Origin of the sequence: Paucibacter sp. TC2R-5 (assembly GCF_025717605.1) — a bacterium.
Classification (GTDB): Bacteria; Pseudomonadota; Gammaproteobacteria; order Burkholderiales; family Burkholderiaceae_C; genus Paucibacter_A; species Paucibacter_A albus.
Genome location: NZ_JAJIRQ010000007.1, coordinates 179,340 through 198,754, shown reverse-complemented (window position 1 = coordinate 198,754; position 19,415 = coordinate 179,340). Strand labels below are relative to the sequence as shown.

The following is a 19,415-nucleotide window of genomic DNA, read 5'->3' as shown; positions in this document are numbered from 1 at the left end:
CGCCAGACCCCTCCCATCGGGGAGAATCCAGCTCATTCGAACGGAGACGTAAAAAACCATGCTGCAGAAGACTTGGCTGAAGAATTACCCCGACGGCGTGCCCGCCGAGATTCATGCGGAGTTGTACCCGTCGCTGGTCGAGTTGATGACGTCGGCGTTCAAGAAGTTCCCGCAACAGCCGGCTTACAAGATGATGGGCCGACAGATCAGTTTCGGCCAGCTCGATGAGAGCTCGCAGGCGCTGGCCGCCTATTTGCAAAGCCTGGGGCTAGAGAAGGGCGACCGGGTCGCCTTGATGATGCCCAATGTGATGCAGTATCCGGTCGCCGTCGCCGCCGTCTTGCGGGCCGGTTTCGTGGTTGTCAACGTCAACCCGCTCTACACGCCGCGCGAGCTGGAGCATCAGCTGAAGGACTCTGGCGCCAAGGCGATCGTGATCCTGGAGAACTTTGCGACCACCTTGCAGCAAGTGCTCAAGTCGGTACCGACCAAGCATGTCGTGCTGGCGTCCATGGGAGACATGCTGGGTTTCCCCAAGGGGCTGATCGTCAACTACGTGGTGCGCAAGGTCAAAAAGTTGGTGCCGGCCTACGAGTTGCCCGGCGCGGTGGCTTTCAATGACGCGGTCGCAAAAGGCCGCTCGCTCAGCTACAAGGCGCCCAGCGTCGGGCCAAACGATATCGCCGTGCTGCAATACACCGGCGGCACCACCGGCGTCTCCAAGGGCGCGGTGCTCTTGCATCGCAACTTGGTCGCCAATGTGATGCAGGCCGAGGCCTGGTATCAGCCCGCCCTCAAAAAGGTGCCGGCCGGCGAGCAATTGGTCAGCATTTGTGCGCTGCCGCTGTATCACATCTTCGGTTTCACCACGAACATGATGCTGTCCATGCATGTGGGCGGCTGCAATGTCTTGATCCCCAATCCGCGGGATATTCCGGGCATGTTCAAGGAGCTCAGCCAGCATCGCTTTCACAGCCTGCCGGCGGTCAACACCTTGTTCATGGCCATGGCCAACCACAAGGACTTCAATACCGTTGACTGGAGCAGTTTGGTGATCGCGGTCGGCGGCGGCATGGCGGTGCAGCATGCAACAGCCAAGCTCTGGCTGGAGAAAACCGGCTGCCCCATCTGCGAAGGTTACGGCCTGAGCGAAACCTCGCCGATTGCCAGTTGCAACCCGACCGACAGCACCGCCTATACCGGCTCCATCGGCCTGCCCATGCCCAGCACCGAGATCTTGCTGCTGGATGATTTGGGTCAACCGGTGGCCAATGGCGAGCGGGGCGAGATCGCCATCCGCGGCCCACAGGTGATGGCGGGTTATTGGCAGCGTCCGGACGAAACCGCGCAGGTGATGACGGCCGATGGTTTCTTCCGCACCGGCGACGTCGGCACCATGGACGAGCGCGGTTTCTTCCGCATCGTTGATCGCAAGAAGGACATGATTCTGGTCAGCGGCTTCAACGTCTACCCCAATGAGATTGAGGATGTGTTGACGCAGATGGAGGGCGTGCTGGAATGCGCGTCGGTGGGCATCCCCGACGCCAAGGCCGGCGAGGCCGTCAAGGTCGTGATCGTGCGCAAGAACCCGACCGTCAACCCCATCACCGAGGCCGATGTGCGCGCCTATTGCGAGGCCAACCTGACCGGCTATAAGCGCCCCAAGGTGGTCGAGTTCCGCGATGAGTTGCCCAAGACGCCGGTCGGCAAGATCCTGCGGCGTGAACTACGCGACAAGACCTGAGTCCTCGTGCCTTGAGGGTGTGCGCGCAGCAGCCCGGTCCCGTTTAGAGTCGACCTTATTCTGAGGGGGAGGCAACAATGCTGGACCGGACTTACGTCAAGACCGAGGCAGGTCGGGCGGAAATCAAAGCGCGCGGCCTGACCATGTCGCGCAGCATGCGCAATCTCTTGCTGATGATTGACGGCGGCAAGACAGCCGCTCAATGGCTAAGCCTGGTACAGGGCACGGTCCTGGCCGACCTGGAGTATTTGATGGCGCAGGGCTTGATTGCCGATGCCCGGCCGAGCGCGGTGGACATCCCGGTCGAGGTGGATGTCTCGCCGCTGGACTATGCGCAGCTGTATGGCTTTTTGACCCGCCATGCCAAGCAGTATCTGGGCCTGATGAAGGGCTACAAGATGGTGCTGGAAGTGGAGCGCTGCGGCGATCTGGCGGCCTTGCGTGCTCTGGGCCAGCGCTTTGTGGCCGAGGTGCAGCAAGCACAGGGCGAAGTGGTGGCCGATCAGGTGCGGCGGGCCATGTCCATCATCCGCAATCCATGAATCTGGCTTGAACTTGCTGGCACACTGCAGGCTTGTTTGAAGCAGAGCCAGCCACCATCATGCCCCCGCGTTTTTTTGTCGATACCCCCCTGAGCAAGCCGGACCTCAGCGGCACAGATTTGCTTTTGCCACCCTCGGCCGCCCGCCATGTGCAGGTCTTGCGCCTGCAGCCTGGCAGCCCGCTGACCTTGTTTGATGGCTCCGGCCCTGAATGGCAGGCCGAAGTCGTGGCGATGGGGCGCAGCGAGGTGCGCGTGCATCTGCAAGCGCGCCAGCTGGTGCAGCGAGAGCTGACGCAAGAGGTGACCCTGGCCGTGGTGATGCCGGCCAATGACCGCATGGACGGCTTGGTTGAGAAGGCCACTGAGTTGGGTGTGAGCTGCATTCAACCGCTGATGAGCGAGCGCTCGGTGTTGCGGCTCAACGGTGAGCGCGCTGACAAAAAGCAGGCGCATTGGACGGGTGTGGCCATCGCCGCCTGCGAGCAAAGTGGCCGCAGCTGCGTGCCGAAAATCGCTGCCGTCAAGACCCTGGCGGCCTGGTTGGCGGAGTTGCCGGCACCGACGACCGAGCAACGCCGTTGGCTGCTCAGCCCCACTGCGGCCCAGCCCTTGAAGTCATTGAACGAAGCCACGGCTCGGCAGACTTTGGTGCTGAGCGGCCCCGAGGGGGGCTTGAGCCCTGCCGAGGAGCAGGCGGCACGCGAGCGGGGCTTCCTCGCGGCCCAACTTGGGCCCCGCATTCTGCGCGCCGACACCGCGCCGCTGGCCGTTCTGGGCTGGCTGGCTTTGCAGTGTCTTTGAAATTCCCTCATGAATATTCAGTTACTGCTGCTGACCATTTGCCAAGGGCTGTTTCTGGCCGACCAATAACGTCACTTTCATTGCCATCAACGGACTTGTGGGCTTGGCGCTGGCGCCGGTGGCCTGGATGGCCACGCTGCCGATCTGTGCCTATGTGGCAGGCGGTGCGATGTTTGCGCCGCTGGTGGCCAAGCATCAGCGCGCGCTGGGGCGCCGACGGGCCTTTCAGTTAGGTTTGGTCGTGGCAATTCTGAGTTGTGCGATGGCCGCCTGGGCGGTCAGCGAAAAGCAGTTCTGGTGGGTGGTGATCGCCACCTTGTTGGCGGGTTACTTCAATGCCAATGCCGGGCTCTACCGTTTTGCCGCGACCGAACTGGTGGCCCCATCGCACAAGGAGCGGGCGATTTCTTGGGTTTTGGCCGGCGGCATCATGGGCGCGGTGATAGGCCCCAACCTGGCCAATGCCAGCCGCGGCCTGCTGACGCAGCCCTTTGCCGGCGCATATCTGGTCTTGATCGGTGTGGCCGCCCTGGCTTTGGCGGTGATGAGCTTCATCCGCTTCCCGCCGCTGCCGGTGGCTTCGGGTGCCTCACCCCATGGACGGCCGCTGCGCGAGTTGGCGCGCCAGCCGGTCTTTGTCGTGGCGATCGCCGCTTGTGCGCTCGGCTATGGCGTGATGAATCTGTTGATGGCCGCCACGCCGATTGCAATGGCGCAATGCTCGCTGCCCTTTGACAAGACCGCCCTGGTGCTGGAATGGCATGTGCTGGGCATGTTTGTGCCGAGCTTCTTCACCGGCAGCCTGATAAAGCGTTTCGGCGCCTTGCCGGTGATGGGCGTCGGCGTGCTCTTGAATCTGATTTGCGTCGGCATTGCCTTGTCGGGCATCGACCTGATGCATTTCCTCGCCGCGTTGCTGACGCTTGGCGTGGGCTGGAATTTCTTGTTCATTGGCGGCACAACGCTGTTCACGCAGGCCTACCGACCCGAGGAGAAGACCACCGCGCAGGCGGCGATGGACTTCTGTATCTACAGCACCATGACCCTGACTTCGTTTTCAAGCGGCGCCTTGGTCACTACCGGTGGCTGGAGCTGGATGAACTGGGCCTCCTTGCTGCCCTTGGCCTGCACGGCGGCTGCGCTGATCTGGTTGGCCGGACGCCCGGCGGCGACCTTGCCTGCTGCGTCCTGAACCGGGCGAAGCGGCTTTATTGCGCGGGGCAGCGCGTTACACCGGCCTTGCCGAGCTGCATGCCCGCTGGCCAGCGAGTGCCGATGCCGTAGCAAGCACCTTGCAAGTTGGCCCCTTGCAGCATGGTCTGGCTGAGATCCAGTTCCAGCAGCAAGGCGCCGCGCAGATCGGCGCCGCGGAAATCGGCCTCTTTCAGGCTGACGGCCCAAAGACGCGCTTTGCGCAGATCGGCCTGACGGAAATCGGCACCGTCGAAGGAACCACGATTGATCCACAACTGCTGCAGCTTGGCCCGGTTGAAATTGCTGCCTTCGAAGCGCCCGTCAGAGATGGAATAGCCTTCCAGATTCATGTCTTGCATCTGGCTGCCGCGACCATCGATGCCGTGCAGACGGAAGCCTTGGCCCGACTCGTAGCCCCAAATACTTTTGGAGTGCGGGGTCGGCTTGAACGGGTAGCCGGCACTCAAGGCCGTGACGGGTGGGCGGCCAGGGCAGTTGACCCAGAGCGGCAGCAGCGGCAGCTTGGTCCAGTCCGTGCCGGCCGGCATGACGGTGCGGCAATCGATCAAGGCCGGGACCCAAATGAGGTCGGTCAGTACTGCGCCGGACAGATCGGTGCCGCGTAAATCGATCGGAGCGAAATTGCCCTGCATATAGGGCGAGGGGTCGGAAAAACTCGCGCCGCGCAGCGAGCTGTTGACGAACACGGCGCCGCGCAGCTTGGCTGAATCCAATTGATGGCCACTCAGGTCGACATTTTCGATCCGCGCATCTTGCAAATCGAGCCCGCGCAGACGAGATCCGCTGAAGTTGACATCCTTCAAATGGGCCTGTCGGAACTTGGCGCCGGCCAGGTCGACGTTGGAAAAGTTGGCGCCATGCAGCACGGTGTCGCTGAAATCGGCACCCACCAAGGTCGTGCGGGCTTCGGCGCCGAGCTGGGTGTCGACGCCAAAACGTGCGCGGTCCAAGCGGGCCGCACTGAAGTTGGCCCTATCCAGCTTGGCTCCGCGAAAATCGCTCTCGCGCAGGTCGGCGCGACTGAAGTCAAAGCCGTTCAGTTGCGCATTCTGGAACTGGGCGCCTTGCAGATTGGCATCGGCGAAGTTGCCTTGCTCACTCGGCCCGGCCCGGTAGCCGCGTAAATCGAGCCCCGGACGAGCCAGTTCGGCATGGCGATTCAAGCGCATCAAGGCGTCTTGCCGCCCCCGCATGGCATGGGCTTGCTCCGCTTGCATGGCCAGCAAGGTGTCGAATCCGGCCAGGGCCGCCTCATAGCGATGCAGGCCCATCTGCGCCTGTGCCAGCGCCAGCAAGGCTTTGGTATCGCTCGGCCAGAGCTTCAGTAAGGCCTGATAGGCCGTGATGGCCTGCTCGAAGGCATGGGATTCGAGAAAATAGCGGGCGCGTGCTGAATGGCTTTGTATGTCGCCGGGGTGCTGCTGCAGCAGCAAGTCCATTTCGGCCCGCTTGCGCTGCTGAAGCTGCATCGACGCGGGGTCGGGGGCGAAGTGGCAAAGATCACTGGTGTAGCCGGCGCTGGCGTCTCCCTTAGCGACCATCAGCCGGATTGCGCCGACGCGGTCGTTGAAGCCACAGCTGTCGGCCGGGCTGTCCACCTCGATGATGGTCTGATCCGTCGGCCCTTTGAAGGATTCCAGCAGGCGATAGCGCCCCCGCAGCGGTCGATTGTGATCTCGCCCGCGCTCGGCCTCGCTGAGTCGGCGCAGCGAGATCAGCTCGCCGCGAAACAACAGGCTGGCGTCAAGAAAATGCTGTTCGGAGCTGCTTTCGCTGATGCAAAGACAGGCTTGGGCCTGGCCATGCAGGGCAATCAATAGCAGGCCTAGGGTCATCAGCCAACAGGGCGGCCCTAAGCTTGGGCGGGACGTGGATGGGGACATTCTGCGGCGCTCCGGACTTTGTGCGGGCGGATGCTAAAGCAAAACGCCGGGCTTTTTGCACGCCGTCGCCCGAGTGCTGATTTTCGATACTGCAAGTCCTACGGGCTAAACCTGCGACGCTACTTGGCTGCGCGTGCGGCAGTTCAATTTTTGCCGCTGGTCGGCCGAACTTGGTCCTGCTTGGCCTTCTCCGCCACTTCATCCAAGCGGGCGGCTTCTGCCGCGCCGACGGCCCTGAGCGCTTTTGCCCGACCCAGGCGTGCTTCGTTCATATCGGGCGCCAGTTTTAACAGCGCCGTGAAACTCTTGATCGCGTCATCAAACTCGCCCGCGCTCAGAAACAGCTCCCCCTGCGCCATCAGCGCGGTGGTATTTTCTGGATTGTTCTGCAGCTGTGTTTGCAGTTCTTGGCGCTCGGCCTGGTAGCGGGTCAGCCGGGGCCAGTAAATCTGGTTCCAGGTGCAAGAATCGCTGCGGAAGCCTTGGCGCAGCGAGCCCCGCGCAGCGAGGGTGACGTGCATGCCGATGCGCAGATCTGGCAGCCCGCATTGGGCGCTGTCCGGTGGTGAGTCGATCTCCACCTCGGTCAAGGCCAGGCCCTTGATCGATTGCGTCACCAACCAGCGACTTCGAATTTGGGTGCCCGTCCAGCCCTCAACACGACGGGTGGAGATCAGCTTGCCGCTGAAGACCATACTTATTTTCTCGAAGCCTTCGTCCGGGTTCTGCCTCGGAACGGGGCAGGAGCAGGCCTGCGCCGCTTGAATAGGGCTCAGGCACAGCAGCAGGAGCACGAGCCGTAGAAATCGCAATGCCACTGTGGCGGACGTCTTCTTCATCGAGTGGGGCGGCCTAGCCGCAGCAGCTTATGCACCAAGGCCAGATCACTCTGGCTGAATCTCGGCGCCAGGTTTTGGCGTCCGGGCCGAGCCGGCGACCAGATCAAAGCGGAACATCCGGCATTCGATCGGGCCGTTCCACATCGGGAAGCGGCGCGATTCTTTCAGCCGCATCTGCTGGGGTAACTTCATATCCGGGCAGAGCAGCCAGGCGGTCCAGCCGGCCGGGTTTTGCGTGTAGGCGCGCTTCCAATGCGCGGCCAGGCGCGGGAAGAAATCGTCCCCGGCGTCGCGGGCCTCGGAGCCGCCGGCATCGCGGTAATGTGCGGCCTTGCCGCGCACCTCGATCCGCTCGCCATAAGGCGGGTTCATCATGATGGTGCCGGGCATGCCCTCGGGCAACTCGGGCGCGGGCCGCTCCAGCGCATCGCCGCCGTTGAACTGGATGTACTGGGCGACGCCGGCACGCTCGGCATTGCGGCGGGCAAAGTCCACCATCCGGAAGGCCACATCGCTGCAAAAGATCGGCACCGCCGGCGCGTGTTCACGGTCCTTGGCGGCCTGCTTGATCGCCTGCCAGCGGCCGCGCAGCGGCACAAAGGGCAATTGCTTCTCGAAAGCAAAGCGGCGCTGCATGCCGGCGGCCATGCCGCAGGCGATTTGCGCCGCTTCGACCGCGATGGTGCCCGAGCCGCAGCAGGGGTCGTGCAGCGCGCCGCCGGTCTCGGGCGTGCCCTTCCAGCCGGCGGCGGCCAACATCGCGGCGGCCAGCGTTTCCTTCAGCGGCGCGTCGCCTTTGTCCTCGCGCCAGCCGCGCTTGAACAGCGGCTCGCCCGAGGTGTCGACATAGAGGGTCGCGTCGAACTCGCTCAGGTGCAAGATGATGGGCAAATCGGGGAAACGGGTGTCGACGCTGGGGCGCTCGCCGGTGGCGTCGCGCAGTACGTCGCAGATGGCATCCTTCACGCGCAGCGTGGCGAAGTTGAGGCTGCGCAGCGGCGAATGGCGCGCGACGGTGTCGACCCGAATCGTCTCGGCCGGCGTGATCCACTCGGTCCAGTCAATCGTGCGAGCCAAGGCGTAGATATCGTCCTCATGGCGGTAGCCGCCTGAAGTCAGCTCGATCATGACGCGCTGCGCCAGCCGACATTCGAGGTTGAGCTTCATCACGCCCTCGAGATCGCTCTTCAGCGCGATGCCGCCGCGCAAGACCTCGATATGCGTCTTGGGCAGGATCAGGCGAACTTCTTCGTCCAGCAAGCGCTCCACGCCGGAGGCACAAGAGAGAAAAAGCTGGTGTACGGTTTTTGGGGATTCTTTGGCGGCCATGACGCTATTGTCCCAGCAACAGCGCCGCGACCTAAACTGCCCTCATTTACTTTTACATCCTGGACCTGATGCTTACTTCCGACCAATTGACTCAGTTCGGTGCCTCCGGCTTGCCTGGCTTGTTGGGCATCGTGATTTTGCAGGCCGGCCTGGACGAGGTGCATGCCGAGTTGCCGGTGCGTCCCGTCGTGATGGCGCCGAACGGCTATTTGCATGCCGGCAGCATTGTGAGCCTGGCCGACACTTGCGCGGGCTATGGCTGCATCGCCAATTTGCCGGCCGGCGCCAGTGGCTTCACCACCATCGAGCTGAAGTCCAACCACCTGGGCACGGCCCGCGACGGCGTGATCGAGTGCAAAGCCCGCCCGGTGCATCTGGGCCGCACAACCCAGGTCTGGGATGCCGTGGTCACACATCGGCAGACCGGCAAGACATTGGCGCTGTTCCGCTGCACGCAGATGGTGCTTTATCCTGAGTGAGTCCAAGTGATTGCGCGGCAATGTCGCGGGTGATTGCCACGGCGTGGGCGGCTTAAACAGACCACCATGCGCTGCGTTTGCCTTTAGGATCATGGCCATGACGGCATTCTGGTTTTTGCAACCCCTCTGGCGCCGCCCCTTGGCGCGGGGCTTGTGTCTGATGCTGCTGGCATCGGGTGCCACGCCGGCCAGGGCAGAGCCGCCGGCGGTGTTCGTGATGGGGGCCAGTGCGGACAACACAAACTATGTGGCGCTCTGGCAGACCATGATTCACCAGGAAGCGTTTCGGCGCATGCATGTGCCTTTGAAGTTCACGGTGGCGCCGCTCAAGCGCATCACCATGATGTCGGAGCAGGGCCTGATCGATGGGGAACCGGGCCGGGCCCCCGCCTATGGCGCGGCCCACCCGGAGATGCTGGTGGTGGACTTCCCGCTGATGGATGTGGTGTTCAGCATTTACGCGGCCAAGCCGATGCCGGGCCTGGCGAGCATTGAAGACCTGCGTGACAGCAAGCTGAGGGGCACGTATGCGCGCGGCGCGCTCGGCTGTGAAAACGTGTTGCAGCCGCTGTTTCCGGCTGGCCGGCTGACCGCGGTGGCTTCGGCCAAGAATGGGCTTGCGATGCTGGCGGTTGGCCACGCGGACTTTTATTGCGATGTCAGCTCGAGCATGATGAACATACTGAATTCGGCCGAGGCTCGCAAAGCGCCGCAACCCTATAAATTGTTTGATCTGGGCCCCAAGGTGCCGCTGCGCGCCTATGTGCAAAAAAAACATGCGGCGCTGGTGCCTATCTTGGCCGCCACCTTGAAGCAGATGAAAGAGGAAGGGCTGTTCGAGAAATACTGGCTTGAAGCCGAGAAGCAAACCATGGGCAACTGAGGCGATGGCCCGTCTTCGCTTTTTGAGCCGCTGCCTGCACTGCCTGTCTTTGGCCTTGCTGCCGGTTTTTGCACCTGCGGCCAACTCGAAGCCCGCCGCACCCTTGATCATGGGGGCCAACTCCGACGAGAGCAGCTATATCGGCAGCTGGACCCGCATGATCCATAGGGAAGCGTTTCGACGCATGCAAGTGCCAATGGAGTTTACGCAGGCGCCGCTCAAACGTATCAGTTTGATGGCCGAGCAGGGCGCCATTGACGGTGAACTCTCCCGCGCGCCGGCCTACGGCGCCGCACATCCGGAAATGCTGCTGGTGGACGTGATGCTGATGGAGGCGACCTTCAGCATTTACACGGCCAAGCCCATGCCGGGCATCGGCCGCATCGAAGACCTGCGCGATAAGGGCAATTTGCAGGGCGCCTACACGCGCGGCGTCATCGGCTGCGAGAACGTGTTGCAACCGATGTTCGCGCCGAATCGGCTGACGGCGGTGCCGGCGGCCAAGAACGGCCTGGGCATGCTCGCCATCGGCCATGCGGACTTCTTTTGCGATTCCAGCACTGGCATGCTGAATGCCTTGAAGGCGGAGGCCGGTCGCAAGGGCTTGCAGCCGCACAAATTGTTTGACCTCGGCGGCAAGGTTGCGCTGAGCCCCTATCTGCACAAGCGGCACGCGGCCCTGGTACCGGTATTTGCCGCCACCTTGAAACAGATGAAGGCGGAAGGCTTGTTTGAGCGTTATTGGCTTGAGGCGGAAAAGATGACGAGCCCTCCTTGATGCCGGGTTCAGCGCCCCGGGAACATGCGCTCGTCGTCGAAGATCATGCTGTGGGTGGTGCGCAGCACGACGCCGTCCTTGAAATGCACATTGAAACGCTGGCGCTGACCCATCATTTCATCGGGCACGGTCCAGTCCCAGACTTCTTCGCCGCTGAATCTGAAAGTCACGCGCGTGCGTTCCTTGCCCAGCAGGCGGCTGACCTGATCGGGCGTCCAGCCCGGTTGCACGCGGGCCCGCACGGCGGGCTGCAAGGTGTCCTCGATGCTGATGACTTTGCCATCGGCGTCGACGCGGATCATCAGCGCGCTCTTGCCCATGGGTTGCTGCGAATACTCCAAGGTCTTGCCGCCTTTGCCGTCAAGGTCGGGCCAGATCTGCGTCGGCTGACCATATTGGGCCAGCACGGCGGCCGCACTCATGCCGGGGCTGACGCTGCGCGGGCTGGGCACGCTGACACAAGCGGCGAGGCTCAGGCACAAGAGGCTCGCAAGGGCGATCTTTTTGAGAGTGGACATGAGGTCTTTGCTCCTTAGTTGACCCGCCGCATCGTGGTCGTGCCGATTTTCATGCCTTCGCGGTACTTGGCCACGGTGCGGCGCGCGACCTGTATGCCTTGCTCGTCCAGCATTTCGGCCAGCGCGCTGTCGGACAGTGGCTTGGCTGGGTTCTCGGCGTCGATGAATTGCTTGATCAAGGCGCGCACAGCGGTGCTCGACGCATTGCCGCCGGCCTCGGTGCTGAGCCCCGAGCCGAAGAAGTATTTCAACTCAAAAGTGCCGAACACGGTGGCCATGTATTTGGCCGTGGTGACGCGCGAGATGGTTGACTCATGCAGACCCAACTCATCAGCAATCTCGCGCAGCACCAGCGGCTTCATCGCCAAAGCGCCATGGGTGAAGAAGGCTTTTTGGCGCTCCACGATGGCCTGCGAGACGCGCAAAATCGTATCAAAGCGCTGCTGAATATTCTTGATGAACCAGCGTGCTTCCTGCAGCTGGCCGCCGAGCGGACTGTTCGTTATGCCGCCGCGCGTTTGGCGCAGCGCGTTGGCATACAGCTCGTTGATGCGCAGCTTCGGGGCCACCTCGGGGTTGATGATGACGCGCAACTCGCGCCCAACCTTGCGCACGATCACGTCCGGGATTACCGCTGCGGCCATGCCGCGTGCAAAAGCGCGGCCCGGCTTGGGCTCCAGTGAAACAATCAGCGCCTGCGCCTCACGCAAGAGCTCATCGTCGGCACCGGTCAGGGCCGACAGCCTCTTGTAGTCACGCCGGGCCAGCAGCTCCAGGTGCTTTTGGCAGATCATGATGGCGATCATCTGCGCCGCGCTGCGCGGCAGGGCGCGCAACTGCAACTCCAGGCATTCGGCCAAATCTTTCGCACCGACGCCGGTGGGCGTCATGTTCTTCAGCCATTTCAGCGCGATGCGCAGATGGTCCAGCAGGTCTTCGCGTTCGTCGATGTCCTCGGACAGCGCCTCTGAGATTTCTTCAAGGCTGTCTTCCAGATAGCCGTCTTCATTCAATGATTCGATCAGCACATGCAAGGCCATGCGGTCGGTATCCGACAGGCCCATGCCGGCCATTTGCTGAGTTAGGTGCTCTTGCAGGCTGATTTCGCCCGTCGATTGATCGGCATGTTCGCCGTCGTCATCGCCGCTGCCTGAGTTGCTGCCAGGGCTGTTGGCCGGCAACTCGCGGATGCCGTCAAAGTCATCGCGCTCGGTGCCGTTTTCCCAGTCTTCGCGCTCGACGGCGCCGAAGTCCTCGGCCTGCAACTCGGCCGTGGCCTCGCCACCGCCGCCCAGCTCCATATCGGCGCCGCTGTCCTCAGCGGCGGTCGCTTCGCTGATGCTGGCGCGCATCTCGGCCAACTCGGGCGCCGCGACGCTGAAATCCTCCTCGGTTTCCAGCAGCGGGTTCTGCGCCAGCATCTGCTCGACTTCTTGGTTCAACTCCAGGGTCGAGAGTTGCAGCAGCCGGATTGACTGCTGCAACTGCGGCGTTAACGAGAGGTGCTGGCTCAGCCGTAGCTGCAAAGAGGGTTTCATTCGCCGCTAACCAGATCACATGCGGAAGTTTTCGCCGAGATAGACCTTGCGCACGTCGGCGTTCTCGATGATTTCGGCCGGTGTGCCCTCGGCCAACACCGAACCTTCGCTGATGATGTAGGCGCGGTCACAGATGCCCAGCGTCTCGCGCACATTGTGGTCGGTGATCAAGACACCAATGCCGCGCGCCTTCAGGAAGCCGATGATGCGCTGGATCTCCAGCACAGCGATCGGGTCAACGCCGGCAAAGGGCTCGTCCAGCAGGATGAAGCGCGGCTGGGTGGCCAGTGCGCGCGCAATCTCGACGCGCCGTCGCTCACCGCCCGACAAGGCCGGCGCCGGGCTGTCGCGCAGCTTTTCGATGCTGAGGTCATGCAGCAGACTCTCCAGCAATTCGTTGATGCGGTCAGGCGAGAGGGCGCGGCCATCCGGCCCGACTTGCAACTCCAGCACCGCGCGGATGTTCTGTTCGGTCGTCAGCTTGCGAAAGATCGACGCCTCTTGCGGCAGATAGCTCAGGCCCAGGCGCGCACGCTGATGAATAGGTAAATGCTGCACGGCGCGGCCGTCGATGCGGATCTCGCCGGCATCGGCGCGCACCAAGCCGACGATCATGTAAAAGCTGGTCGTTTTGCCTGCACCATTGGGGCCCAAAAGGCCAACCACCTCGCCGCTGTTGACGCCGACATGGACATTGGTGACGACCCGGCGTACTCCATATGTCTTGGCCAAGCCCTCGGCCTCCAAGCGGCTGCGCGGGCCAGACTCCAGCGCCGGGATGTGAGCTGCGCTGCGCATCAAGGTTGGCGTTTCGGCAAGGTCACGCTGGGCTGCAGCGGCACCGCTGAAGCCGGCGCTGCATTGGCCTCGGCCGCAGCAGCGCCACGAGGCATCAACACCACCCGCACCCGGCCGCTCGGGTGTGGCGAGGTGGCGCCGCCTTCGGCCGTGAAAACTTCGCTGCGGTTGTTGTAGACGATCAAGGCGCCGGTGACCTCATCGGCCACCTTGCTGCCCTGGGTACGGCGCACCACCGCATTGCCGAGAAAACGCACCGAGTCGCTGCGGGTATCGTATTCAAGTGCATCGGCAAAGCCTTCGATGGCCTCGCCGGGCACATCGCGCGCTTGGCGGAAGCTGACTTGCTTGCCGGTTTTGCCGCTGGCGTTCGCTTGGTAATAGCCGTCGCCGGTTTCGCGCAGGTCGATGCGCTCGGCCCGCAGCACCAGGCTGCCACGGCTCAGCACCACATCGCCGAGAAACTCGGTTCTTTGGTTGGCCACGTCGACACTGCCGCCTTTCTCGGAAGCGATGTTCAAGGGCATCAGGTGGTCGGCCTTCTCGGCCCACGCCGGCCCTGCGGCCAGCGTCAGCAAGGCGCTCAGGCCCACGCCCGCCAGGCCCAGCAGCTTTGAGGGCAAAACAGGGGCACAGCGGCGTTGAGTGGGCGTTTGGGTAGGCATCATCTGAGTGGCGGCACAATTCTTGCAGACCATTCTAGCCCGGGGGTGGCTATGCCCTCCCGCTCAGCTCTTGCTGCGTGCCAGCTTGATCAAATGATCGGCCACGACCAGGGCTTGCGGGATGCCGCCGGCCATGCTGGGCGAGGTCAGGAAGCGGCCGGCGACACCTAGGGCCGGGACGCCATCGGCGCGGTAGGCCTCGGCCAATTTGGTCGACTGGCCCAACCTAGTCTGCGCGCCGAAAGAATTGAAGGCAGCGCCAAATTTGGCCCCGTCCAAGCCCTTGCCGACGGCCCAGGCCGTGATGGCTTTTTCGCTGCTCAGATCGAGTTTCTCGATCTGTAGCGCTTTGAAGACCTGCTCATGCAAGTCGCCCAAACGGCCAAGGCTTTCGAGCGCATAGAACAAGCGCTGGTGCAGCTTGTGCATGGCGCCCACCCCTACATGGATGCGGCGCAGCGACACGTCCGGCGCCAAGGTCTTGCTCCAGGCCGACAGCGCGGGGTCAAAGGCAAAACAATGCGGGCAGGTGTAGAGAAAGAACTCGAACACCTCGATCTTGCCCTCCGCGCCGGCGCTGGCCAGCGGCTGCGCGAGGCGCAAGAAATGTTTGCCCTCGACGGGCTTGTCGCTTTGCGCCTGGCCGAGGCCGGGGGCGCCGACTGCGGCGATACCTGCTAGGCCTGCCAGACCAGCATTGAAGAAGCGGCGCTGAATAGTCATCGCTTCAACCCTTGTTGCTGCGCAGCAGCTTGATCAGGTAATCGGCCACCGCCACGGCCTGCTGGCCATGCTGGGTTTCGGTCTGCCCCTGGATGCCTGCCATGGCAGGCGAGGTCAGGAACTTGCCGCCAATGCCTAAAGCGGGCACGCCGTCGATGCGGTAAGCCTCCGACAGCTTGCTGGCCTGCGCGCTCTTGGTTTGCACACCAAAGGAGTTGAAGGCGGCGGTGAACTTGGCCATGTCCAAGCCCATGCGGGCGGCCAGGTCGAGGATGGATTTCTCGTCGTCCAGGCTCAGGCGTTCAACATGGAAGGCGCTGAACACGCGCGGCAAGAGCTCTTCTTCCTTGCCCATCGCTTCCAGCGCAAAGAACAGGCGCTGGTGCAGTTTGATATTGGCGCGAAAGCCCACGTGCACCCGGCGGAAACTGACGTCGGCCGGCAGCTGCTTGGACCAAGCCTGGACCACCGGTTCGAAGGCGTAGCAATGCGGGCAGCCGTACCAGAAGAACTCGACCACCTCAATCTTGCCCGGCGCCACCGGCAGCGGCTGGGACAAGCGCTGAAACTGCTTGCCTTCGACCGGGCCGCCCTGCGCCATGGCCAGATTGGGCAGGCCGGCGGCGAGCACACTCGCGGCGCCAACGGCGCTCAGGCTGCAGATTGCGGAGAAATCGCGACGCTTCATCATCTTGAATATCCTAGGGCGGGGAATAAGTGTTTTGGAAGGGCTGGCCTTGCGGCCCATCAGCGCTGCACGCGCACCAGATTGGCTTCGATGCCGGCGGCCTCGACCTTGCGCTGCAGGTCCTCGGCTTCTTCGCGGTTGTCCAGCGGGCCAATGCGCACGCGCATCACCGTGCGACCCGACTGCTCGCGCTCCAGCACCTTGGCACTGAAACCCAGCATGGCCAAGCGGGCGCGCTGTTGTTCGGCGTCCTCGGTTTTGACGAAGGCGCCGGCCTGGACAAAATAGATGAAGGGCTCGGCGCTGGCGGCCGCAGCGGCGGCTTTGGCGTCAGCCTTTTTGTCGCTCGCCTTGTCGGTCGCTTTCTCGGATTTCTCGGTTCTTTCGGTCTTCTCGGCAGCTTTCGCGCTGCTTGCGGCGGGCGTTGCTGCGTGAGCAGCGCTGCTGGCGGGAGCGGCTGGCGCAAGGGCCGGCGTCGCGATGACGGGCGTGGATGCGGTGCCGGCGGGCGCTGTGCTGTGAGGCGCTGCAGGCGCTGCGCCGCCCACCACGCCACTGGCAACCTTGGCACCGGCCTTGCCGGCCAAAGGAGCGTTGGGGTCCCAGTTCTTGTTGCGAGTGGCTTCTTCCGCGTCTTGTTCGGCGGTACGCAGCGGCACCTTGTTGATGAAGGGAATCGGCACCTTGGCGATATAGAGCGCTACGCCCAGGGCCAGGCCCAGGCCCAGCAGCACGCCAACGATCAGCCCCAACACAAAGCCGCCGCGCTGCCCTTGCTTATTGCTGCTGACCTTGTTCTTGCTACTGACGCTGCTCTGGCTCATGCGCTTTCCTCAATCGCTTCGCGACTCATGACGGTGGGTGCTGTAACGCCGAGCACGTCCAATGCGTTGGCAATCACTTGGCGGGTGGCAGCGAGCAAGGCGGCACGCGCCTGGCTCAAGGCCGGCGTCTGATCCAGCACCCGCTCGGCTGCATAGTAACTGTGATAACAAGCGGCGAGGTCGCGCAGGTAGAACGCCACATCATGCGGCGCCAGCGATTCGGCCGCGCTGCTCAGCATGCGCGGGTAGTCGGCCAGCTTGAGCATCAGGGCTGCTTCGGTCGGCGCGCTCAGCAGGCTCAGGTCAGCTTGATTGAGCGTCGCCTCATCGCCACCGCGCGCGACCCAGTTGCGGATCACCGAGCAGATACGCGCATGGGCGTACTGCACATAGAAAACCGGGTTTTCGTCGTTCTGCTTCAGCGCCAGATCGACATCAAAGGTGAACTCGGTGTCCGCCTTGCGGCCGATCAGGAAGAAGCGCACCGCGTCGCGGCTGGTCCAGTCGACCAGATCGCGCAGCGTCACATAACTGCCGGCCCGCTTGGAGATCTTGACCTCCTCGCCGCCCTTCATCACCGTCACCATCTTGTGCAGGATGTAGTCGGGGAAGCCTTGCGGGATGCCGACATTGGCCGCTTGCAGGCCGCCGCGCACGCGCGCGATGGTGCCGTGGTGGTCGGTGCCCTGGATATTGATGCACTTGCTGTAGCCGCGCTGGAACTTGTCGATGTGATAGGCCACATCAGGCACGAAGTAGGTGTAGCCACCCTCCGATTTGCGCATCACGCGGTCTTTGTCGTCACCGTAGTCGGTGGTGCGCAGCCACAGCGCGCCGCCCTCCTCGAAGGTCTTGCCGCTGGCCATCAGCTTGGCGATGGTGTCGTCGACGCGACCGCTGCTGTAGAGGCCGGACTCGAGGAAGTAGCTGTCGAACTGCAAACCGAAAGCCTGCAGATCCAAGTCTTGCTCATGGCGCAGGTAGGCGACGGCGAACTGGCGGATGCTGTCCAGGTCTTCGATATCGCCCGAGGCGGTGAACTGGCGGTCATCCGCCACCACTGTCTGCTTGGCCAGGAAGGCGTCGGCGATGTCCTGGATGTAGTCGCCGTTGTAGGCGCTCTCCGGCCAGCCGGCATCGCCAGGTTTGAGCCCCTTGAGGCGGCATTGGGTGGAGTTGGCCAGCGTGGCGATCTGCACGCCAGCGTCGTTGTAATAGAACTCGCGTGTGACTTGCGAGCCTTGCGTCTTGAACAGGCTGCACAGCGCGTCGCCCAGGGCGGCTTGACGGGCATGGCCGACATGCAGCGGGCCGGTCGGGTTGGCCGAGACGAATTCCACCATCACATGGCGCTCGTTGGCCGGCTGCTGGCCGAAGCCCGCGCCGGCGCTCAAGACCTCGGCCACGACGGCCTGCTTGGCGGCGTCCGTCAGGCGGATATTGATGAAGCCGGGGCCGGCGATTTCCATGCTGGACACCCAGCGCTGAAAGGCCGGGCGGGCGTTCAAGGCATCAATCAGCGCCTGCGCCAATTCGCGCGGGTTCTTCTTGAGGGGCTTGGCCATCTGCATGGCGGCCGTGCAGGCGAAGTCGCCATGGCTGGCCTGCTTGGGCGATTCAAAGGCAGCCAGCAGCGTGGAGCCGGGGCTGAGTTCCTGGATGGCTTCGCCCAGGGCGGCGAGCAGTTCTTGCTTGGCTTGGATCATTTCGAGATTCTACGGGTGGCGCTTGCGTATGATGGTCGTCATGTCCTCGGACCTCGATTTGCCTTTGGAGCCCAATCTCGACTTGCCGGTCTATATCGGCAAATACAAGGTGCTGCGCCGCCTGGGAGAGGGTGCCACCAGCGATGTTTTTCTGGCCTTCGATGAATTCCGCAAGGCCGAAGTGGCGATCAAGCGCATGCGGTCTTGGGCCACGCAAAGCCGTGCCGGACAGCAGGGCGACTACAGCTTCCACTTCTACGCCGCCGAGGCCGCGCTGGCCGGGCGGCTGCAGCATCCCAATGTGGTGCAAATCCTCGACGCGGTGCCCGAGCAGGACGCGCCCTATCTGGTGATGGAGTTTGTGCCCGGCGTGACGCTGAAGCATTTTTGCCGCAGTGACCGGTTGCTGCCGCTGGACCAAATCGTCGAGCTGGGTTTCAAATGCGCGATGGCCTTGAGCTATGTGTTCCGCCAGGGTTTGATCCACCGCGACGTCAAGCCGGCCAATTTGCTGGCGGTGCTGGACGGGCAGGGTCAGGTCACCGATGTCAAGGTCAGTGATTTCGGCAGCGCGCTGAACCTGCATTCCGATTCGACGCAGGTGCACCGGGTCGGCTCGCTGGCCTATATGCCGCCAGAGCAGATCGAGGGTGGCGATGTCGATTGCCGCGCCGATATTTACGCGCTCGGCGCCGTGCTTTATCACCTGGTGGCCGGCCGGCCGCCCTTTGATGCGCCCAGCCAGATGGCCTTGATGCACCAGATTTACCACCAGGCACCGCCTTCGCTCGTGGGGCTTCGCGGCGGCGTGACGGCCGAGTTGGATGCGGTGATTCTGAAGGCGCTGTCCAAGCACCCGGAAGAGCGCTATGCGGACTGGGAGGCTTTTGGCCGCGCGCTGTCGGAGCTGGTGTCCAAGCAGTTGGTGCCACTGGCCAGGCTTTATGAGGTGAAGGATTCTGAGCGCTTCAATATGCTGCGCGCGCTGGAGTTCTTTGCCGGTTTTGGCGATGTGGAACTGTGGGAAGTGGTGCACCGGGGCCGCTGGCGGCGTTTTCCGCCGGAGCATGCGCTGTACAAGCGTGGCCAGGAAGGCAATACCTTTCACATCATTGCGCAAGGTGCGGTCGAGGTGTTCAGGGAAGGAAACAAGGTCGCCACGCTGGGTCAGGGCACCTCGGTCGGTGAGATGGCGTACCTTGCGCCTAACCCCGACCTGCGGCGGCACAGCACCGATGTAGTGGTGAGTGAGATCTGCACCACGATCTCCTTCACGCCCGAATCGCTGGGGATGTTGAGTCCGGAATGCCAGCACCGCTTCGACCGCGGCTTTATCCAGGTCTTGGTGCGGCGCTTGCATGCCGCGCATGAGGCCATCGCCCATCCGCGCCGCATCATGTAAACCCGTCTTGAGCTTGTCGCGTTGTCATGCTTGAATTGACCGTCAGGTAGTTTTCAAT

Annotated in this window: 19 protein-coding genes; 8 read left to right on the top strand and 11 right to left on the bottom strand. The window is 63.0% G+C overall.

What is annotated here, in order from left to right; genetic code table 11:
* Positions 1-58 precede the first annotated feature (58 nt).
* The 4 genes from LNV08_RS17185 to LNV08_RS17170 all read left to right on the top strand — a co-directional run bounded on the left by LNV08_RS17185 (position 59) and on the right by LNV08_RS17170 (position 4,281).
* Positions 59-1,744 carry a long-chain-fatty-acid--CoA ligase gene (locus LNV08_RS17185; RefSeq protein WP_263534957.1) on the top strand — a complete coding sequence of 562 codons (1,686 nt, stop codon included), beginning with the start codon at positions 59-61 and terminating at the stop codon, positions 1,742-1,744.
* 77 nt (positions 1,745-1,821) lie between these two features.
* The gene (locus tag LNV08_RS17180; RefSeq protein WP_263534956.1) at positions 1,822-2,286 is read left to right on the top strand and encodes a hypothetical protein; all 465 of its coding nucleotides are present in this window, start codon (positions 1,822-1,824) and stop codon (positions 2,284-2,286) included.
* Between the two features lie 59 nt (positions 2,287-2,345).
* On the top strand, positions 2,346-3,089 hold the full coding sequence (locus tag LNV08_RS17175) for a 16S rRNA (uracil(1498)-N(3))-methyltransferase (RefSeq protein WP_263534955.1): 744 nt from the start codon (positions 2,346-2,348) through the stop codon (positions 3,087-3,089).
* Positions 3,090-3,192: 103 nt separating this feature from the next.
* Entirely contained in the window at positions 3,193-4,281 is a 1,089-nt protein-coding gene (locus tag LNV08_RS17170) for an MFS transporter (protein WP_318014135.1), read from the top strand.
* A gap of 16 nt (positions 4,282-4,297) precedes the next feature.
* Here LNV08_RS17170 and LNV08_RS17165 read toward each other — a convergent pair whose 3' ends face one another.
* The 3 genes from LNV08_RS17165 to LNV08_RS17155 all read right to left on the bottom strand — a co-directional run bounded on the left by LNV08_RS17165 (position 4,298) and on the right by LNV08_RS17155 (position 8,355).
* On the bottom strand, positions 4,298-6,187 hold the full coding sequence (locus LNV08_RS17165; RefSeq protein ID WP_263534954.1) for a pentapeptide repeat-containing protein: 1,890 nt from the start codon (positions 6,185-6,187) through the stop codon (positions 4,298-4,300).
* 143 nt (positions 6,188-6,330) lie between these two features.
* Positions 6,331-7,026 carry a tetratricopeptide repeat protein gene (locus LNV08_RS17160; protein ID WP_263534953.1) on the bottom strand — a complete coding sequence of 232 codons (696 nt, stop codon included), beginning with the start codon at positions 7,024-7,026 and terminating at the stop codon, positions 6,331-6,333.
* Positions 7,027-7,071: 45 nt separating this feature from the next.
* Entirely contained in the window at positions 7,072-8,355 is a 1,284-nt protein-coding gene (locus LNV08_RS17155; RefSeq protein WP_263534952.1) for a THUMP domain-containing class I SAM-dependent RNA methyltransferase, read from the bottom strand.
* A gap of 68 nt (positions 8,356-8,423) precedes the next feature.
* Here LNV08_RS17155 and LNV08_RS17150 point away from each other — a divergent pair, with 68 nt between their 5' ends.
* The 3 genes from LNV08_RS17150 (at position 8,424) to LNV08_RS17140 (ending at position 10,495) form a co-directional block, all read left to right on the top strand.
* Complete coding sequence (locus LNV08_RS17150; RefSeq protein WP_263534951.1) at positions 8,424-8,834, top strand: PaaI family thioesterase; 411 nt, start codon at positions 8,424-8,426, stop codon at positions 8,832-8,834.
* Positions 8,835-8,931: 97 nt separating this feature from the next.
* Positions 8,932-9,717, top strand: coding sequence for a substrate-binding periplasmic protein (locus tag LNV08_RS17145; protein ID WP_263534950.1), 786 nt, complete (start codon positions 8,932-8,934; stop codon positions 9,715-9,717).
* 4 nt (positions 9,718-9,721) lie between these two features.
* Complete coding sequence (locus LNV08_RS17140; RefSeq protein ID WP_263534949.1) at positions 9,722-10,495, top strand: hypothetical protein; 774 nt, start codon at positions 9,722-9,724, stop codon at positions 10,493-10,495.
* Between the two features lie 8 nt (positions 10,496-10,503).
* Here the strand turns inward: LNV08_RS17140 and LNV08_RS17135 are convergent, their stop codons facing one another.
* The 8 genes from LNV08_RS17135 to argS are packed head-to-tail and all read right to left on the bottom strand — an operon-like array spanning position 10,504 to position 17,955.
* Positions 10,504-11,013: a hypothetical protein gene (locus LNV08_RS17135; RefSeq protein WP_263534948.1), complete on the bottom strand. Its 510-nt coding sequence runs from the start codon at positions 11,011-11,013 to the stop codon at positions 10,504-10,506.
* A 14-nt stretch (positions 11,014-11,027) separates the two neighbouring features.
* The gene (locus tag LNV08_RS17130; protein WP_263534947.1) at positions 11,028-12,551 is read right to left on the bottom strand and encodes an RNA polymerase factor sigma-54; all 1,524 of its coding nucleotides are present in this window, start codon (positions 12,549-12,551) and stop codon (positions 11,028-11,030) included.
* 15 nt (positions 12,552-12,566) lie between these two features.
* Entirely contained in the window at positions 12,567-13,349 is a 783-nt protein-coding gene (gene lptB, locus LNV08_RS17125; protein WP_263534946.1) for an LPS export ABC transporter ATP-binding protein, read from the bottom strand.
* Entirely contained in the window at positions 13,349-14,017 is a 669-nt protein-coding gene (gene lptA, locus LNV08_RS17120) for a lipopolysaccharide transport periplasmic protein LptA (protein ID WP_263534945.1), read from the bottom strand. The genes lptB and lptA overlap by 1 nt, the downstream gene beginning before the upstream one ends.
* Before the next feature lie 60 nt (positions 14,018-14,077).
* A complete protein-coding gene (locus tag LNV08_RS17115; protein WP_263534944.1) occupies positions 14,078-14,737 on the bottom strand; it encodes a thiol:disulfide interchange protein DsbA/DsbL in 660 nt (219 codons plus the stop codon).
* Positions 14,738-14,741: 4 nt separating this feature from the next.
* Positions 14,742-15,428, bottom strand: coding sequence for a thiol:disulfide interchange protein DsbA/DsbL (locus LNV08_RS17110; protein WP_263534943.1), 687 nt, complete (start codon positions 15,426-15,428; stop codon positions 14,742-14,744).
* A 56-nt stretch (positions 15,429-15,484) separates the two neighbouring features.
* Positions 15,485-16,249: an SPOR domain-containing protein gene (locus LNV08_RS17105; RefSeq protein WP_263534942.1), complete on the bottom strand. Its 765-nt coding sequence runs from the start codon at positions 16,247-16,249 to the stop codon at positions 15,485-15,487.
* On the bottom strand, positions 16,246-17,955 hold the full coding sequence (argS, locus tag LNV08_RS17100) for an arginine--tRNA ligase (protein WP_263534941.1): 1,710 nt from the start codon (positions 17,953-17,955) through the stop codon (positions 16,246-16,248). The genes LNV08_RS17105 and argS overlap by 4 nt, the downstream gene beginning before the upstream one ends.
* Before the next feature lie 40 nt (positions 17,956-17,995).
* Here argS and LNV08_RS17095 point away from each other — a divergent pair, with 40 nt between their 5' ends.
* Positions 17,996-19,357 (top strand): serine/threonine-protein kinase, encoded by a 1,362-nt coding sequence (locus LNV08_RS17095; RefSeq protein ID WP_263534940.1) that lies wholly within the window; start codon positions 17,996-17,998, stop codon positions 19,355-19,357.
* Positions 19,358-19,415: the final 58 nt, after the last annotated feature.

What these genes read in the sequence shown, in the direction of transcription:
- argS (WP_263534941.1), bottom strand. Translation starts at nt 17,955, where the DNA reads ATGATCCAAGCCAAGCAAGAACTGCTCGCCGCCCTGGGCGAAGCCATC.
- LNV08_RS17095 (WP_263534940.1), top strand. Translation starts at nt 17,996, where the DNA reads ATGTCCTCGGACCTCGATTTGCCTTTGGAGCCCAATCTCGACTTGCCG.
- LNV08_RS17160 (WP_263534953.1), bottom strand. Translation starts at nt 7,026, where the DNA reads ATGAAGAAGACGTCCGCCACAGTGGCATTGCGATTTCTACGGCTCGTG.
- LNV08_RS17135 (WP_263534948.1), bottom strand. Translation starts at nt 11,013, where the DNA reads ATGTCCACTCTCAAAAAGATCGCCCTTGCGAGCCTCTTGTGCCTGAGC.
- LNV08_RS17145 (WP_263534950.1), top strand. Translation starts at nt 8,932, where the DNA reads ATGACGGCATTCTGGTTTTTGCAACCCCTCTGGCGCCGCCCCTTGGCG.
- LNV08_RS17140 (WP_263534949.1), top strand. Translation starts at nt 9,722, where the DNA reads ATGGCCCGTCTTCGCTTTTTGAGCCGCTGCCTGCACTGCCTGTCTTTG.
- LNV08_RS17105 (WP_263534942.1), bottom strand. Translation starts at nt 16,249, where the DNA reads ATGAGCCAGAGCAGCGTCAGTAGCAAGAACAAGGTCAGCAGCAATAAG.
- LNV08_RS17130 (WP_263534947.1), bottom strand. Translation starts at nt 12,551, where the DNA reads ATGAAACCCTCTTTGCAGCTACGGCTGAGCCAGCACCTCTCGTTAACG.
- LNV08_RS17155 (WP_263534952.1), bottom strand. Translation starts at nt 8,355, where the DNA reads ATGGCCGCCAAAGAATCCCCAAAAACCGTACACCAGCTTTTTCTCTCT.
- LNV08_RS17175 (WP_263534955.1), top strand. Translation starts at nt 2,346, where the DNA reads ATGCCCCCGCGTTTTTTTGTCGATACCCCCCTGAGCAAGCCGGACCTC.
- lptB (WP_263534946.1), bottom strand. Translation starts at nt 13,349, where the DNA reads ATGCGCAGCGCAGCTCACATCCCGGCGCTGGAGTCTGGCCCGCGCAGC.
- LNV08_RS17165 (WP_263534954.1), bottom strand. Translation starts at nt 6,187, where the DNA reads ATGTCCCCATCCACGTCCCGCCCAAGCTTAGGGCCGCCCTGTTGGCTG.
- lptA (WP_263534945.1), bottom strand. Translation starts at nt 14,017, where the DNA reads ATGATGCCTACCCAAACGCCCACTCAACGCCGCTGTGCCCCTGTTTTG.
- LNV08_RS17115 (WP_263534944.1), bottom strand. Translation starts at nt 14,737, where the DNA reads ATGACTATTCAGCGCCGCTTCTTCAATGCTGGTCTGGCAGGCCTAGCA.
- LNV08_RS17150 (WP_263534951.1), top strand. Translation starts at nt 8,424, where the DNA reads ATGCTTACTTCCGACCAATTGACTCAGTTCGGTGCCTCCGGCTTGCCT.
- LNV08_RS17180 (WP_263534956.1), top strand. Translation starts at nt 1,822, where the DNA reads ATGCTGGACCGGACTTACGTCAAGACCGAGGCAGGTCGGGCGGAAATC.
- LNV08_RS17110 (WP_263534943.1), bottom strand. Translation starts at nt 15,428, where the DNA reads ATGATGAAGCGTCGCGATTTCTCCGCAATCTGCAGCCTGAGCGCCGTT.
- LNV08_RS17185 (WP_263534957.1), top strand. Translation starts at nt 59, where the DNA reads ATGCTGCAGAAGACTTGGCTGAAGAATTACCCCGACGGCGTGCCCGCC.